We start from the raw sequence: 15,435 nt of genomic DNA on the forward strand, positions 1-15,435 counted from the left end.
GTGGGAGGAAGGGGTGGTGCGGGCCGGTCAGCTGTAGACGCCGAACTCGTGGAGGGAGTAGCCCCAGCCGGTGCCGCGTGCGGTCAGGTGCAGGCGGACGTGGCGGGCGGTGGCCGCTGCCTCGATGGTGTCGATGTCACCGTTGCCGGCGGTCTGGGTGTGGATCGTGCGCCAGTTCTGGCCGTCGTCGGAGACCTGGACCTCGTAGGCGCGGGCGTAGGCCGGGTCCCAGACGAGCTGGAGGCGGGAGAAGGCGCGGACGGAGCCGAGGTCGACCTGGATCCACTGCGGGTCGGCCCAGTCGCTGGCCCAGCGGGTGTTCGGGTTGCCGTCGGTGGCGTTGCCGGCCGGGCAGGGGCAGTCGCCGTAGGACGCCTGGAAGGAGGAGGCGGTGGTGGTGCGGCCCTGGGCGAGGTTGGTGCCGGCCACCGGCGGGGCGACGACCTTCATCGACTTCGTCTCGATGCCGGCGTTGCCGCGGCCGTCCTCGGCCTGGACGTACACCTTCCACACGCCGAGCTTCTCGGGGGCGGTGACGGTGAGGGAGCCGTCGGCGTTGCGACGGTGCGGGGTCTCCAGGAGCCGCTTGTCGCCGTTGGCGTAGTTGCCGCTGAGGAAGACCTTCGTGGTGACGGCGTCGCCGTCGGGGTCGCGGACGTCGGCGCGGATCGTGAACTCGCCGCCGGCCGGGGCGGATCCGGACGGGGTGACGGTCATGTTCGAGATGACGGGCGGGGTGTTGTCGCCGGCGGTGCTGCCCGTGTACGCCTTCTTGAGGGCGTAGTAGGAGAGCCGCTTGAGGCCGTCGGGCAGGAGGTTGAACCAGACGCCGCCGAAGTCGTGCTCGGTGCCGTAGTGGAAGACGGTGGCGCCGAGGGCGACGCCCCGGTGGCCGGTGACGCAGTTCCAGGCGCGGGTGTAGCCCTCGGCCTTCTGCACGTCGGTGGGCTCGTCGGCGACGCCGTTGGCGTCCTTCGGGGTCTCCCACTCCCCCGCCGGGCCGGTCTCGGTGATGAGGTACGGCTTGGTGTAGCCGCCCTGCTCCCAGTCCTCGCGGACGCCGCACATGTCGCCGTAGGCGTTCATCGAGTACAGGTCGAGGTCGGGGGCGTTGCGCTTGTAGTAGGGCCAGGCGCCGGTCCACGCGTCCGTCGAGGTGACGGGGTGGTCGGGGTCGATGGTGTGGATCTTCTTGGCGACGTCGTTGACGAAGCTCGTGTAGGCGTTGCGCTGGGCTTCGAGCTCGGTGCCGGAGTAGCAGTTCTGGAGGCCGAGCACGGACTCGTTGCCGACGTTCCACATGAGGGTCGCCGGGTGGGACTTGTACTCCTGGACCCACTTCGCGAACTCGTTCAGCATGTTCGTCTTGTACGTGGTGTCGGTGACGTAGTTCGCGCAGCCGCCGGAGCCGGGGCCGCCGCCGGGCTGGAGCCAGAAGCCGTTCATGACGCGGATGCCCTGGGCGGCGGCCGCGTCGAGGAGCGGCTTGGTGGAGCCGTCGGTGCCCCAGGTGCGGATGGTGTTGACGCCCAGCGACTTCACGTCGGGCATGTAGCGGCCGGCGTCGGCGACGGCCGGACCCCAGGTGACGCCCTTGACGGTGTACGGCTGGCCGCCGACGGTCAGCTGCCAGTTGCCCTGGCTCCCGGTGACGCGGACGGCGCCGCCGCCCTGGGGCGGGGTGCCGCCCTCCTCGCCGTAGACCTTGAACTCCCAGAGGGAGAGGCCGTACCCGCCGGCGCGGGTGACGCCCTGGAGGCGGACGTGGCGTCCGGTGCCGGAGACGGCGATCTCGTCGGTGCCGCCGTCGGAGCCGGTCACGGACTTCACGGTGCGCCAGTCCGTGCCGTTGTCGGAGAGCTGGATGTCGTACGCGGTGGCGTGGGCGGCCTCCCAGTTCAGCACGATCCGGCTGACGGTGGCGGTGCGGCCGAGGTCGACCTGGATCCACTGGCCGTCGCTCCACTGGCTGGCCCAGCGGGTGCCGGGGTCGCCGTCGACGGCGGCGGAGGCGGGGAAGCCGGCGCCCTCGGTGGAGGAGGCGGTGGCCGTCCTGCCCTGCGAGAGCAGGGTCTCGGCGGCGGAGGCGGGCGCGGCGGTGAGCGCGGTCAGCGAGGTGGCGAGCAGGGCCCCGAGCGAGACGATCGAGGCGGCGGTGCGGGTACGGGGGCGGATCGGCCGGACGGGTCCGGCGACGGTGTGCGCGGGCATGACGGCTCCCTTACGGGCGCGAGGGGGGAAGTGGGGTGCCTTCCGGGCGGCGCAGCGGGACGGATCGCCGCCCGGAAGGGGTGGGAGGGCCGGGGCGCGGCGTCGGGCGCCGCGCCCCGGCGGGTCGTCACGGGAAGCTGACGACGGTGGAGGGCACGGTGGAGGTGCCGGCGGGGATGGTGGAGGCCCCGGTGTCGTTGATGACGTGGTTGTAGTGGCCCATGCCGCCGAGGGACACCACCAGGAGGCTGTGGAACTTCACCCCGGGCTTGACGGGCGCCTTGAAGCCGTGGTCCTGGACGATGGTCGGGTCCACGTTGTAGTTGCAGTAGCTGCCGAGTCCCCACGCCTCGTGGGTGTTCACCGAGTCGTCGACGCGGTAGGCGGCGTAGCCCTTGGTGGCGCCGTTCTGGATGGCGGCCTGGTTCGGGGCGTCGTACGCCTTCTCGTTCTGGTAGAAGATGGTGCGGCCGCGCTCGCCGTACCACTCGACGTCGTACTTGTTGAAGTGCTCGACGAAGAGGCCGGTGGCGAGGACGTCGTCGCCGTACACGCGGACGCCGTAGTCGGCGCGGTTGGTCTCCCAGCCGACGCCGTCGCCGTGGTCGGCGCGCCAGACCCAGGTGTGGTCGACGATGACGTCGTCGCTGTTGACGACCATGCTGGTGGTGGCCTTGCCGGGACCGGCGCCGCCGATGCGGATGTAGACGTCCTGGACGGTCGTCGGGTTGGCGGCGTGGTCGGTGGCGGAGTTCTGCGGGCCGAGCTCCAGCAGCACCGGGGAGTTGACCGGGCCGGCGTCGACGAGGAAGCCGGCGAGGCGGACGCCGTCGACGTCGGCGACCTTCATCGCGGCGGCGCCGTTGTCCGGGATGATCGTGGCGAGACCGAGGCCGAGCACGATGGTGTTGGCGCGGTTGATCTCGATCGGCCGGTCGACGTGGTAGACGCCGGGCGTGATGAGCAGGTGCAGGCCCTGCTGGACGGCCTGGTTCATGGTCGCGGCGGTGGTGCCGGGCTTGACGACGTAGAACTGGCTGAGCGGGATCTTCTCGCCCTGCGGCGCGCCGTTGGCCCAGGTGGTGCCGCGGGCGTTGGTCCGCTTGGCCGGGGAGAAGACCTTGTACTGGTTGTCCTCCCAGATCAGGTACGGCTTCTCGCGCGAGATCGGGGTGGTGTCCAGGGTGGTGTAGCGCGGCTCGGGGAAGGAGGTCGCGGGCGCGCCCTCGGTGCCGGAGAAGGTCTGGTTCCAGACGCTGTTGGACCAGCCGCCGATCGTGCTGTCGCGGGTGTACCACTGCTGCTGCGAGTAGTTGCCGACCTGGCCGTCGATCTTGGAGTCGGCGATGTAGCCGCCGGAGGCCCAGCCGTAGCCGTTGGGGGCGAGGTTGAGGCCGCCCTTGACGTGCATCCGGCGGAAGGAGGAGGCCTGGGAGACGGCCCAGCGGTCGGTGCCGTTGACCGGGTTGAGGGCGAGGCCCTCGGCGCCGCGCCAGAAGTTCTGGGTGGCGTTGCCGTTGAACCAGCCGGCGTCGACGGTGACGTCGCCGTTGATGGTGGTGTCGTCGGGGCGGACGCCGAGGCCGGCGATCTGGGTGTAGAAGCCGAGCTGGGCGTTGAGGCCGTTGTACGTGCCGGGCTTCAGGAGGAAGGCGTGGCGGCCCGCGCCGAACTGGGCGGACTCCTGCTCCTGGAAGACGGTGTCCAGCTTGGCCTGGAGGCCGGGCGTGGACGGGTCGTAGACGTGCACGTTGGGGCCGAGGTCGCCGCCGCCGGGCAGCGTGGGGCCGGTGCCGTCGGTGGAGCCGTAGACCTGGAACTCCCAGAGGGAGTAGCCGTATCCGGTGCCGCGGGTGAGGCCGTTCATGCGGACGTAGCGGCCGGAGCCGGAGAGGGCGACCTCGTCGGTGCCGCCGTCCCCGGCGGAGACGGCGGTGACGGTGCGCCAGTCGGTGCCGTTGTCGGACGCCTGGATCTCGTAGCTCTTGCCGTAGGCGGCCTCCCAGGTGAGGACGGCCCTGCTGAGCTGCTTGCTGGCGCCGAGGTCGACCTGGAGCCACTGCGCGTCCTGCCACTGGCTGGCCCAGCGGGTGCCGAGGTCGCCGTCGACGGCGGCGGAGGCGGGGAAGACGGCTCCTTCGAGGGTGGAGGCGGTGGCCGTCCTGCCCTGCGAGAGCAGGGTCTCGGCGGCCTGCGCGGCGGTCGTGGGGACGACCGCGAGCAGGGTGCCGGCCAGGGCGGCGACGAGGGCGCCGGCCGTGGAACGGCGGAGGGGGGATGCGGGGCGCCGACGTGGCGGCGGGGACCCAACGGAGGACATGGATCTCCTCGGTGATACGTGACGGACACATGGGAGAGCGCTCTCCGAAACCTTGCACGGGGCCGGAGTTGACGGTCAAGCCATGTGACACGACTTTTCTTTTGACTTGCATTAAGCATCGATCGGAAAACGGGCGCGTCCCTCCCGGACGGCCCAGCCAGCGGACACCCCACACCGATAAAGTGCGTGGATGGGGAATCGAGGTCCGACGCTCGAGGACGTCGCGCGCGAGGCGGGGGTGTCACGCGCGACGGTGTCCCGCGTGGTCAACGGCGTGCGGAACGTGGCTCCGGAGATCCAGGAGGCGGTCCTCGCGGCCGTCGCCAGGACCGGCTACGCGCCCAACCAGGCGGCCCGCTCCCTGGTCACCCGGCGCACCGGCGCGGTCGCCCTGGTTCTGTCGGCGACCGGCGGGTCCTTCACCGCCCGCCTCTTCTCCGACCCCTTCTTCGGCCGCGTCGTCGACGGCGTGCTCCCGGTGCTGCGCGAGCGCGCGGTGCAGCCCGTGCTGCTGGTCGCGGAGTCGGAGCCGGCCCGGGCGCAGCTGGTGGAGTACCTGCGGCGCGGCGGGGCCGACGGCGCGCTGGTGGTGCCGCTCGACGAGGAGGACCCGCTGCCCGGGATGCTGGTCGGGGCCGGACTGCCCACGGTGCTCTTCGGACGCCCGAGGAGCGGCGTCCGCTGCGGCTGGGTGGACCTGGACAACACCGCGGGAGCCCGGATCGCCGCCGAGCACCTGTGGGCGGCCGGCCGGCGGCGCCCCGCGACCATCGCGGCGCCGGTGACGGCACCGACCGCCCGCGAACGGCTGGACGGCTTCACGGCCGCGCTCACGGCCCTGGGCGCGGGCGAAGTGCCGGTCGAGCGGGGCCGGTTCACCGAGGAGAGCGGCCGGGACGCGATGGCCCGGCTGTGGGAGCGGGACCCGGGCATCGACGCGGTGTTCGCGGCGAACGACCTGATGGCCCGCGGCGCCTGCCGCTACCTCGCGGAGCGGGGCGTGGCGGTGCCCGGACGGGTGGCGGTCGTCGGCTTCGACGACTCGGTGGCGGCGCACACGGCCGCGCCCCCGCTGACGACGGTCCGGCAGCCGGTGGAGGAGATGGCCGCGGCGATGACCCGGCTGCTCCTCACCCACCTGGACACGGGCACGCCGGAGACCGGTTCGAAGCTCTTCGAACCGGTCCTGGTCGTCCGGGAGTCGGCCTGACCGCGGCGTCCCCCACCCGGGCGGCGCGGCCGCGGATCACTCCTCCAGGGCGTCCAGCAGGGCGAGCTGCGCGGTCAGGTGCTCGGCGGACCAGGTGTCGAGCCAGTGCGCGAACGCGCCCTCGTAGCCGCGGGGTACGGACTCCGCGCGCATGACGAGGGCGAGGTGGACGCGGTAGAGGGCGAGGCGGATCCGGGCCCCGGTGTCCAGGGGCGGGAGGGGGGCGACGGAGCGGTAGCCGGCGAGCAGGTCGGGGTCGTCCTCGGCGCGGCCGAGCGGGTCGAGCCCGACGAACTCCGCCAGCGGGTCGCCGAAGAAGGCCCGCTCCCCGTCGATGAGGCCGGCCAGCCGCCACGGCCCGTCCCCGTCCCGGTCGAGGACGAGGTTGCCCGCCCACGCGTCGAAGTGGACGAGCGCGGGCCGTTCCACCTCGGCCAGCCGGTGCGCGAACCGGGCGGGCAGCGCGGCGAGCCGCCCGGCCGGGACGGGCAGGCCGACGCCGAACCGCTCCGCGTCGGCGAGCACGGCGCGGAGCATGGCGGTGAACGCGCCGGGCCAGTCCGGCGCGCGGAGCCCGAGCTCGGGGCGCGGATACCCGTAGGCGGGTCCGGTGACGGACGCGACCCGCGCCAGCTGCTCCCCCAGTCGGTGGCGCAGCGCGGCGCCGTCGGCGGGGGTGAGACCGGCGCGGGCGGCGTCCCAGGTGGTGCCGTCGAGGTGGTCGAGGAGCAGCCACTCGGCGGGGTCGTCCGGTCCGGCCGGCTGGTGGTGGAGGACCGTGGGGACCCGGACCCCCGCCCGGCCCGCGAGGCGGTGGAAGAGGGCCTCGGTGGCGAGCAGGTCCCGCTCGTGGGTGAGGGCGGGCGTACCGGCCCTGGGGGCGGTCTTGAGCACCAGCCGCCGCCCGTCGGCGAGTTCGGCCAGCACGGTGGAGTTGTAGAGCCCTCCGGCGAGCGCCGTGGTCCGCACGATCCGCACCGGGCCGAGGACCCGGGCGAGCCGGGCACCGACGTCGTCGGTGCCTGCCTCGGCGGGCGGGGTGGGGGTGGGGTCGGCTCCGGAGTGCGGTGCGGCGGAGGCGGCCATGGGTTTCTCCTCGTCCGTGGGGGTCTGGGAAGGAGCGGCGGAACGCCCCGGCCGCGGCGGGCCCGGGGCGGCTGCCCCGGGCCCGCTTCGGCACGTTGCGGGGTTCGCCCGCTCCGCCACGGCGGGCGGCCGGTGCCCGTCCCCTTCCGGAAGGAAGTGGGGGCGGCACGGACGCGGCGCGCCAGGCCGCCCCCCTGACGGTAGGGGCGGCCTGGCGCGCGGTCGGGGGGGCCGGTCAGTCGCGGAGTTCGCGGTGGGCGCGGATGAGTTCGGCGTAGCGGCGGCCGCTGGTCTTCACGGTGCGCTTCTGGGTGGCGTAGTCGACGTGGACGAGGCCGAAGCGCTTGTCGTAGCCGTAGGCCCACTCGAAGTTGTCCAGGAGCGACCAGGCGTAGTAGCCGGCGAGCGGGGCGCCCTTGCGGACGGCGCTCGCGCAGGCGGCGAGGTGCTGCTCCAGGTAGCGGGTCCGGTCGGGGTCGTGGACGGCGCCTTCGGGGCCGACGGCGTCGGGGAAGGCGGAGCCGTTCTCGGTGACGTACAGCTCGCGGACGCCGTACTCCTCGGTCAGCCGCAGCAGCAGGCTCTCCAGGCCCGCCGCCTCGATCTGCCAGTCCATGCCGGTGCGGGGCACGTCGGGGAGGCGGACCTCGCGGGCGTGCGGGACGGGGCCCTCGGGGTCGTCGGCGACGGTCACCGGGAAGTAGTAGTTGAGCCCGTGCCAGTCGAGGGGGGCGGCGATGGTCTCCAGGTCGCCGGGGCGCTCGGGGAGTTCGACGCCGTACAGCTCGCGCATGTCGGCGGGGAAGCCGCGGCCGTACACCGGGTCGAGCCACCAGCGGTTGCTGTGTCCGTCCATGCGGGCGGCGGCGGCCAGGTCCTCGGGGCGGCCGGAGGCGGGCGTGACGGTGGAGTGGTTGGTGACCAGGCCGACGCGGGCGCCGGGCGCGGCGGCCCGGATCGCCGCCGTGGTGAGGCCGTGGCCGAGGAGCAGGTGGTACGAGGCGCGGACGGCGGCCGTCAGGTCGGTGAGGCCCGGCGCCATCCGGCCCTCCAGGTGGCCGATCCAGGCGGAGCAGAGGGGTTCGTTGAGGGTGGCCCAGCGGGTGACGCGGTCGCCGAGCCGGTCGGCGACGACGGAGGCGTACGCGGCGAGGTGTTCGGCGGTCTCGCGGGAGGTCCAGCCGCCCCGGTCCTGGAGGGCCTGCGGCAGGTCCCAGTGGTAGAGGGTGACGGAGGGGGTGATGCCGGCGTCGAGGAGGCCGTCGACGAGCCGGTCGTAGAAGTCGAGTCCGGCGGCGTTGACGGGCCCGTCGCCGCCGGGGACGACGCGGGGCCAGGCGATCGACATCCGGTAGGAGTCGGTGCCGAGCTCCTTCATCAGGGCGATGTCCTCGGGCCAGCGGTGGTAGTGGTCGCAGGCCGTGTCGCCGTGGTCGCCGTTGTCGATCGCGCCGGGGACGCGGGAGAAGGTGTCCCAGATGGAGGGGGCGCGGCCGTCCTCGGCGACGGCTCCCTCGATCTGGTAGGCGGAGGTGGCCGTGCCCCAGGCGAAGGAGGGCGGGAAGGCCGCCAGGTCGAGGGGCGCGTCGATGGGGTCGGACACGGGGTGCCTTTCTGCGGTACGGGGCTGGGAGGACGTCACTTGACCGCACCCGCGGTGAGGCCGGCGACGAGGTAGCGCTGGAGGAGGAGGAACCCGACGACGACGGGGACGCTCACCACGAGGGAGGCGGCCATCACCTGGTTCCAGTAGACGTCGTTCTGGGTGGCGTAGCCCTGGAGCCCGACGGCGAGCGTGCGGGTGGTGTCGTTGGTCATGACGGAGGCGAAGAGGACCTCGCCCCAGGCGGTCATGAAGGCGTAGACGGCGACGGCGACGATGCCGGGGCGCGCGGCGGGCACGATGACCCGGAAGAGCGCGCGGATCGGGCCGCAGCCGTCGACCTTCGCCGCCTCGTCGAGCTCGCGCGGGATCGAGTCGAAGTACCCGGTGAGCATCCAGATGGAGAAGGGCAGCGAGAAGGTCAGATAGGTGAGGATCAGGCCTTCGCGGGAGCCGAAGAGGGCGATGCCGGTGGCGTTGCCGATGTTGACGTAGATGAGGAAGAGCGGCAGCAGGAAGAGGATGCCGGGGAACATCTGCGTCGACAGGACGGTGACGGTGAAGACCCGCTTGCCGCGGAAGGTGTAGCGGCTGACGGCGTACGCGGCGAAGATCGCGACGGCCACGGAGAGGACGGTGGCGGCGCCGGAGACGACGAGCGAGTTCACGAAGTAGTCGGCGAGCGGGACCGTGTCCCAGATGTCCGCGTACGGGCGCAGGGTGAGCCCGGAGGGGATCCACTCGAACTTCCCGGAGACGTCCTCCAGCGGCTTCAGCGAGCTGGAGACCATCACGTACACCGGCAGCAGGACGAAGCCGGCGAGGAGGGCGAGGACGATCCGCCGGGTCCACAGGAAGGACCGGGGCGGGGCCATCGGGGAGCGCGGCCGGGCCGCGCGGGCGTGGGCGGCGTCAGACATCGGAGGTCTTCCTTCCGCGGCTGGTGAGCAGCAGGTAGACGCCCGTGACGAGGAGCAGGAAGAGCAGCAGGAGCACGGACATGGCCGAGCCGGTGCCGAAGTTCCAGGTCTGGAAGGACGACTGGTAGATGTGGAGCGAGATGAGGTCCGCCGCTTCGGGGGCCGCCTCGCCGAAGAGCACGAACGGCGTGTTGAAGTCGTTGAAGGTCCACAGGAAGAGGACCAGGACGAGGACCTGGTTGACGGAGCGCAGGGACGGCAGGGTGATGTGCCGGATCTGCTTCCAGATGCCGGCGCCGTCGAGGGCGGCGGCCTCGTACATGTCGCGGGGGATGTTCTGGAGCCCGGCCATGACGGTGAGGAAGGCGAAGGGCCAGCCCTTCCACACGGAGACGGCGAGCAGCGCCCAGAAGCTGTTGTCCCCGATGAGCCAGAAGGCGGGGCTGTCGCCCATGCCGAGCTGGTCGTGGAGGACGTGGTTGATGAGGCCGTTGTCGCGCTGGAACATGAAGGCCCAGGTGATGACGGCGGCGTAGACGGGCAGTGCGTACGGGACGAGGAAGAGGGTGCGCAGGAAGCCCCGGCCGCGGAAGTTCTCCTGGAGGAGGATCGCGGCGGCCGTGCCCAGCAGCCAGCACAGGCCGACGGAGAGCAGGGTGAACTGGCAGGTGGTGAGGAAGGACTTGAGCAGCGACTGCCCGACGGCCCCGTCGAAGTCGAGGGAGACCGAGAAGTTGTCCAGTCCGGACCAGGGGGCGGAGGCCCAGTCGCGGATGTAGAACTGGGTGAGTTCCTTGAAGCTCATGGCGATGCCCATGAGCATCGGCACGAGGTGGACGAGGAGTTCGAGGAGCAGGGCGGGCAGGAGCAGCAGATAGGGCAGTGCGAGACGGCGACGCCCGGAGCGGCGTGTGGTGCGCGCCCCTCCGGGTGTGGCCTTGCGCACCGCCGGCTCCCGCGTGGGGGTGACGGCGGTCTGGGTCATGGGGCCGGTGCCTACTTCTTCGGCATCTGCTGCTGGGCCTTGTCGAGCTTGGCCTTGACGGACTCGGTGGTGACGGGCCGGCCGGCGGCGGCGTCGGCGAACAGTTCCTTGACCGCGGTGCCGACGACGGTCTCGAACTGGGACTCCTCCGCGACCTGCGGGAGGGCGGCGGCGCTGGAGGCGAGGGTGTCGCGGATGACGGCGAGGGACGCGCCGGAGAAGGCCTGGTCCTTCTGCGCGGTCTTGACCGGCGGCACGGAGCCGTAGGTCTTGTTGAGGGCGATCTGCTCCTCGTCGCTGGTCATGAACTTCACGAACTTCAGGGCGCCGTCGAGGTTCTTGGTGTTCTTGAAGACGGCCATGTTGATGCCGGCGACCATCGAGTTCGTCGAGGTGCCGGTGCCCGGCTTGCCCGAGGGGACGGGGGCGGGGACGACGCCCCACTCCTCCTCGGACATGCCCTGGGAGGCGAAGGTCTGCGACGGGGTCTGCCACAGGACCATGCCCGTCTTGTCCTTGGCGAAGTCGCTGAGGGACTGGTTCTGGGCGTATTCGGCGTTGCCGGGGGCCACGATCTTGTGGGTGGCCATGAGGTCGACGTACTGCTTGACGGCGGCCACGGCGCCGTCGGAGGTGAAGTCGGGCTTGCCGTCGGCGGTGAAGAAGTCCGCGCCGTGCTGCTTGGCGAGGACGAACACCTGGTGGATGTTGTTGGAGAGGTTGGAGCCCTCGACGCCGATGCCGGACTTGCCGTTCTTGCCGAGCTTCTTGCCGGCGTCGACCACCTCGTCCCAGGTCGTCGGCGGCTTGGCTATGCCGGCGTCCTTGAACATCTGCTTGTTGTAGTAGAGGGCGTAGGCCATCGAGTAGAGCGGGACGGCGGCCGGGTCCTTGCCGGGGGCGCCCGTGGAGCCGAGCGCCGAGTCGACGAAGCGGTCCTTGCCGCCGATCGCCTCGAAGTTCTTCGCGTCCCAGGGCAGCAGGGCGCCGGTGGCCTGGAGGGAGGCGCTCCAGGTGTTGCCGATGTTGAGGACGTCCGGGCCCTGGCCGGAGGTGGTGGCGGTGAGGATCCGGTTGAGCAGGTCGGACCACGGGATCACCTCCAGCTTGACCTTGACGCCGGTGCGGCGCTCGAACTCGTCCAGCTCGGGCTGGAGGACCTTCTTGTCGACCTCCAGGCTGGAGCCCTGGTTGGTGGCCCAGTACGTGAGGGTCTTCGTGGCCTGGCCGCCGCCGTCCTCTCCGCCGCCGCCACAGGCGGTCGCGGTGAGGACGAGGGAGAGGGTGACGGCACCCGTGACGGCGGCTCTGATTCTGCGCATGGCTCCTGGTCCCTTTCAGGGAAGGCGGGAGTACCGACAGGGGGAGCGCCCGGACCGCTCTCCGCCGCGTCGGCTTAATTTAGGATGTGAGTTAAACCCCATGAGAAGGTCGCGTCAAGGCTTGTCGTGCGGGTATGTTGCAGCGGACGACTACGAGGGGCGGGGACGAGAGTGCACGGGAAGAGTGGCCGCACGGTGCGCGACCTGCGGCGCGAGAACCGGACGGCGGTGCTGCGCAGGCTCTATTTCGACGGCCCGATGAGCCGGCTGATGCTGGGCCCCGCGACCGGACTCAGCTCCGGTTCGATCAGCAACGTGGTCGCGGAACTGGTCACCGAGGGGCTCGTCGAGGAGGCCGGCAGCGTCGACTCGGCCGGCGGGCGGCCCCGCACCCTGCTGCGGATCGCGCCGGACAGCGGCTGCATGATCGGCGTCGACATCGGCGAGACGCGGGTGCGGATCGAGCTGTTCGACCTGGCCCTCACCGAACTGGCCCGCACCGAGCGCCCCTTGGCGACCTCGGGACCGCGGATCGGGCGGTACGAGGTCGGGCTCGTGGTGCGGCTGCTGCGGGACGGCATCGCGGAGGTGCTGCGCACGGCCGGCGTCTCCTCGGAGCGGCTGCTGGGCGTGGGGATCGGCGTCCCCGGCATCGTCGAGCGGACCCCGGAGGACGGGGCGGTGGTGCACGGACAGACCATCGGCTGGGACGCGGTCCCGCTGGAGCGGCTGCTCCGGGAGGCGGTGGACCTGCCGCCGGAGGTGCCGTACCGGATCGAGAACGGCGCCAAGACCCTCGGCCAGGCCGAGATGTGGTTCGGGGCGGGGCGCGGTGCCCGCAGCGCCGTGGCCGTGCTCTTCGGCTCCGGCGTCGGCGCCTGTGTGGTCACCGACCCGCTGGGCCCCGGGCGGGCGCTGGAGTGGGGCCATCTGACCGTACGCGTCCGGGGCCGGCGCTGCCGCTGCGGCGCCCAGGGCTGCCTGGAGGCGTACGCCGGCGCGGAGGCGCTGCTCGAACGCTGGCGGGAGGCGGGCGGCGAGCCGCCGGCCGGCGCCGACGAGGAGACCGCCCTGACGGCGATGCTCGCGGCGGCGTACCCGGACGGCGGCCCGGCCGACGCGGTGGCGCTCACGGTCCTGGACGAGACCGCCGAGTACCTCGGGGCGGGGCTGGCCGACCTCATCAACCTCTTCCAGCCGGAGCGGATCCTCGTCGGCGGCTGGGCGGGGCTCCAGCTCGGGAGCCGGTTCCTCGGCTCCGTGACGGCGTACGCCCGCGCCTACGCGCTCCGCCACCCCGGCGGGCGCACGGAGATCGCGCTCGGGACGCTCGGTCCCGAGGCGGTGACGGTCGGAGCCGGACTCCTGCCGCTGGTCGACTTCTTCGCCCAGGGCGGGCGCCGCCCCGAGCGTGCGCCCAGCATCCCGGCGCCCGCGTGGCAGACGGCGCTGCGGGACCGGGTCACCACCTGAGACCCGGCCCCGCGCCGGCTACGCGTAGGGGTCGAAGGAGATGCCGGCCGGCTTCGCCTTGGCGAGGTGGTCGGCGAAGCTGCCGTCCTTGAGCCCGAAGTGGGCGCTGCCGAAGTCGGCCCGGCTGAGCTTCTCGCGGATGCCGGGCGGGTAGCCGTTCCAGCCGACGAGGGCAGGGAACTGCCAGGTGCCCTGGTGGTTCTCGGGCGGCTCGTCGTTGCCGTTGGCGGCCCGGAAGCAGTGGGTGCCGATGCCGTCCTTGTGGTACACGACCTTCGGGTGGGTGCCGTCCCAGCGGATCCTGTCCCGGGCGTGCACGGTGAAGGAGCCGTGGTTCGAGGTGGAGACGTACTCGGCCTGCCCGTTCCGGATCCAGACGACGACGTGCTCCCAGTCGTGCCGGTGGCCGCCGAGCCCGCTGCCCCAGACGGCCTGGTCCTTCTCGAAGTACAGGCCGTAGAGGACCGCGCACCACTCGTGGTCGCAGAGCGCGCGCGAGTAGCCGTTGGTGCCGGCCAGGTCCCAGGAGTCCCGGCACTGGCCGCTGACCGTGCCGGACGGGTTGAGCCCGGGGTTGAGGGTGCCGTCGGGGCCGATCGCGGCGGTCGGGTAGCAGCCGTCCGTGTCGTAGTCGTACGCGGGCTGGTAGGTCCGCTCCAGGGCGTCCGCGTTCGCGGGGAGCGCGGGCGGCGGAGCGGCGAGGGCGCCGCCCGGGAACGCGAGGAGGAGCATGAGGGCGCCGCCGAGGACGGCGGCTCCCTTCGTGACGCGGCGCGAGGTCTTCAACTCCGGCTCCCTGGTGGGGTCGAGGCGACGGGGTGGGGGGTCGCACCGCGGGACGGACGGTGGACCTGCCGATCGGGCGCTGACATGCCCACTCCAAGAGCCCGTCAAACGGCCGGCAACCGCGGAGCGGCCGGGAACGTCCTGATCAGGGACGTCGGGGGAAGATCGAGGGACGACCGGGGAAAGGGCGGATGACCGTGGCGGGGCGAGAAGGGACATCGGGCGCGACGGGGTGGCGACGGCTGCTCCGGCGCGGGACGGGCGGCGGACGCCGGCGCGGGACGGTGCTCGCCGGGCTCGGCGTCGTCACCGCGGGGCTGCTCGCGCTGCACCGGTTCGTGCCGAACACCCCCGGGCGGCTGGGCAGCCTCGTGGAGTCCTTCCTCTTCTGGCTCGGCCCGTTCACCGCGCTGCTGCTGGTCTGCGCGGCGCTCCGGCGCGCCCGCACGGCGCTGCTCGTCCTGCTCGTCCCCACCGTCGCCTGGGCCGTCGCCTTCGGCCCGTCGCTGTTGCCCGCGCCCTCACCCGGCCCGCGCGAACTCACCGTGGTCCAGCACAACGTGGCCGACGACAACGCCGATCCGGCCGGAACGGCCCGGGCGCTCGCGGACAGCGGAGCCGACCTCATCGCCCTCCAGGAGCTGGTCGACCCGGCCCTCGACACCTACCGGCGGACGCTGGCGCCCCGCTACCCGTACCACTCCGTCCAGGGCACGGTCGGCCTCTGGTCCCGCCACCCGCTCACCGGGGCCCGGGCGCTGGACATCCGGCCCCAAGGCATCACGGAGCCCTGGCGGCGGGCGCTGCGGGCCGAGGTGCGCAGCCCGTACGGGACCGTGGCGGCGTACGTCGTCCACCTGCCGTCCGTCCGTCTCGGCCCCGGCGGGCTCGCCTCGGCGCGCCGCGACGAGAGCGCCGCCCTCCTCGGCGGGATCCTGGCGGCGGACCCCTCCGACCGGATCGTCCTCGCGGGCGACCTCAACGGCACCGTCGACGACCGCGGTCTGGCCCCGCTGACCTCACGCCTCGTCGCCCCCGAGCGCGGTCTCGCCCTGAGCTACCCCGCCGCCCTCCCCCTGGCCCGCATCGACCAGGTGCTCGCCCGCGGCGCCCACGTCCCCGCCGTCCGCGCCCTTCCGGCCACCGGGAGCGACCATCTGCCGGTGCTGGTCCGGGTCGTCCTCCACGGCGCTTCCTGAGCCCGACCACCGCTCCGCCTGGGGGCCGAGGTCGCAAAGCGGCCAATGTTGCCGGCCGGGCCACGCCGCCCGACGAGCTTCCGGGGAGCGGAGGGTTCCTCCCGCGCGCGTCCGGATGGCGGACAGCGTTGGCCATGGCCTCACGCCTTGTCGTTCCGGGCGGGTTCCGCTCCCGGACCTCCGCACACCCGCACGTCCGGCGTCAACCACGCCGCGACGCTTGGCCGGAAGTCCACTCCCCCTGGTCCGCGCCCGGCGCGCCGCCTGTACCTTCCGTGCTGGCCCCGCCGCCGACCGGGACCACGCCCCCACCTTCCGGC

At 72.8% G+C, this 15,435-nt stretch carries 11 protein-coding genes; 3 read left to right on the top strand and 8 right to left on the bottom strand.

Features of this window, described 5'->3' with window-relative positions:
- Positions 1–27 precede the first annotated feature (27 nt).
- Both IE321_RS00650 and IE321_RS00655 read right to left on the bottom strand, forming a co-directional pair.
- Positions 28–2,211 carry a discoidin domain-containing protein gene (locus tag IE321_RS00650; protein WP_190221301.1) on the bottom strand — a complete coding sequence of 728 codons (2,184 nt, stop codon included), beginning with the start codon at positions 2,209–2,211 and terminating at the stop codon, positions 28–30.
- Positions 2,212–2,338: 127 nt separating this feature from the next.
- Positions 2,339–4,531 carry a discoidin domain-containing protein gene (locus IE321_RS00655; protein ID WP_190221302.1) on the bottom strand — a complete coding sequence of 731 codons (2,193 nt, stop codon included), beginning with the start codon at positions 4,529–4,531 and terminating at the stop codon, positions 2,339–2,341.
- Positions 4,532–4,721: 190 nt separating this feature from the next.
- Between IE321_RS00655 and IE321_RS00660 the strand changes: the two genes are divergently transcribed.
- Entirely contained in the window at positions 4,722–5,741 is a 1,020-nt protein-coding gene (locus tag IE321_RS00660; protein WP_190221303.1) for a LacI family DNA-binding transcriptional regulator, read from the top strand.
- A 36-nt stretch (positions 5,742–5,777) separates the two neighbouring features.
- Here IE321_RS00660 and IE321_RS00665 read toward each other — a convergent pair whose 3' ends face one another.
- The 5 genes from IE321_RS00665 to IE321_RS00685 all read right to left on the bottom strand — a co-directional run bounded on the left by IE321_RS00665 (position 5,778) and on the right by IE321_RS00685 (position 11,657).
- Positions 5,778–6,827: a phosphotransferase gene (locus IE321_RS00665; protein WP_190221304.1), complete on the bottom strand. Its 1,050-nt coding sequence runs from the start codon at positions 6,825–6,827 to the stop codon at positions 5,778–5,780.
- A 235-nt stretch (positions 6,828–7,062) separates the two neighbouring features.
- A complete protein-coding gene (locus IE321_RS00670; protein ID WP_043222506.1) occupies positions 7,063–8,418 on the bottom strand; it encodes a GH1 family beta-glucosidase in 1,356 nt (451 codons plus the stop codon).
- Between the two features lie 47 nt (positions 8,419–8,465).
- Entirely contained in the window at positions 8,466–9,305 is an 840-nt protein-coding gene (locus IE321_RS00675) for a carbohydrate ABC transporter permease (protein WP_043222507.1), read from the bottom strand.
- A gap of 37 nt (positions 9,306–9,342) precedes the next feature.
- Positions 9,343–10,335, bottom strand: coding sequence for a carbohydrate ABC transporter permease (locus tag IE321_RS00680; protein ID WP_043222342.1), 993 nt, complete (start codon positions 10,333–10,335; stop codon positions 9,343–9,345).
- An 11-nt stretch (positions 10,336–10,346) separates the two neighbouring features.
- The gene (locus IE321_RS00685; RefSeq protein WP_190221305.1) at positions 10,347–11,657 is read right to left on the bottom strand and encodes an ABC transporter substrate-binding protein; all 1,311 of its coding nucleotides are present in this window, start codon (positions 11,655–11,657) and stop codon (positions 10,347–10,349) included.
- A gap of 171 nt (positions 11,658–11,828) precedes the next feature.
- On the opposite strand from IE321_RS00685, the gene IE321_RS00690 reads away from it, so the two are divergent.
- Complete coding sequence (locus IE321_RS00690; RefSeq protein ID WP_190221306.1) at positions 11,829–13,130, top strand: ROK family transcriptional regulator; 1,302 nt, start codon at positions 11,829–11,831, stop codon at positions 13,128–13,130.
- Between the two features lie 18 nt (positions 13,131–13,148).
- Here the strand turns inward: IE321_RS00690 and IE321_RS00695 are convergent, their stop codons facing one another.
- Positions 13,149–13,862 (bottom strand): NPP1 family protein, encoded by a 714-nt coding sequence (locus IE321_RS00695; protein ID WP_190221420.1) that lies wholly within the window; start codon positions 13,860–13,862, stop codon positions 13,149–13,151.
- A 245-nt stretch (positions 13,863–14,107) separates the two neighbouring features.
- Here IE321_RS00695 and IE321_RS00700 point away from each other — a divergent pair, with 245 nt between their 5' ends.
- Positions 14,108–15,115 (top strand): endonuclease/exonuclease/phosphatase family protein, encoded by a 1,008-nt coding sequence (locus IE321_RS00700; RefSeq protein WP_190221307.1) that lies wholly within the window; start codon positions 14,108–14,110, stop codon positions 15,113–15,115.
- Positions 15,116–15,435 lie beyond the last annotated feature (320 nt).

It is taken from the genome of Streptomyces hydrogenans, assembly GCF_014656075.1.
In the GTDB taxonomy this organism is placed as follows: Bacteria; Actinomycetota; Actinomycetes; order Streptomycetales; family Streptomycetaceae; genus Streptomyces; species Streptomyces hydrogenans.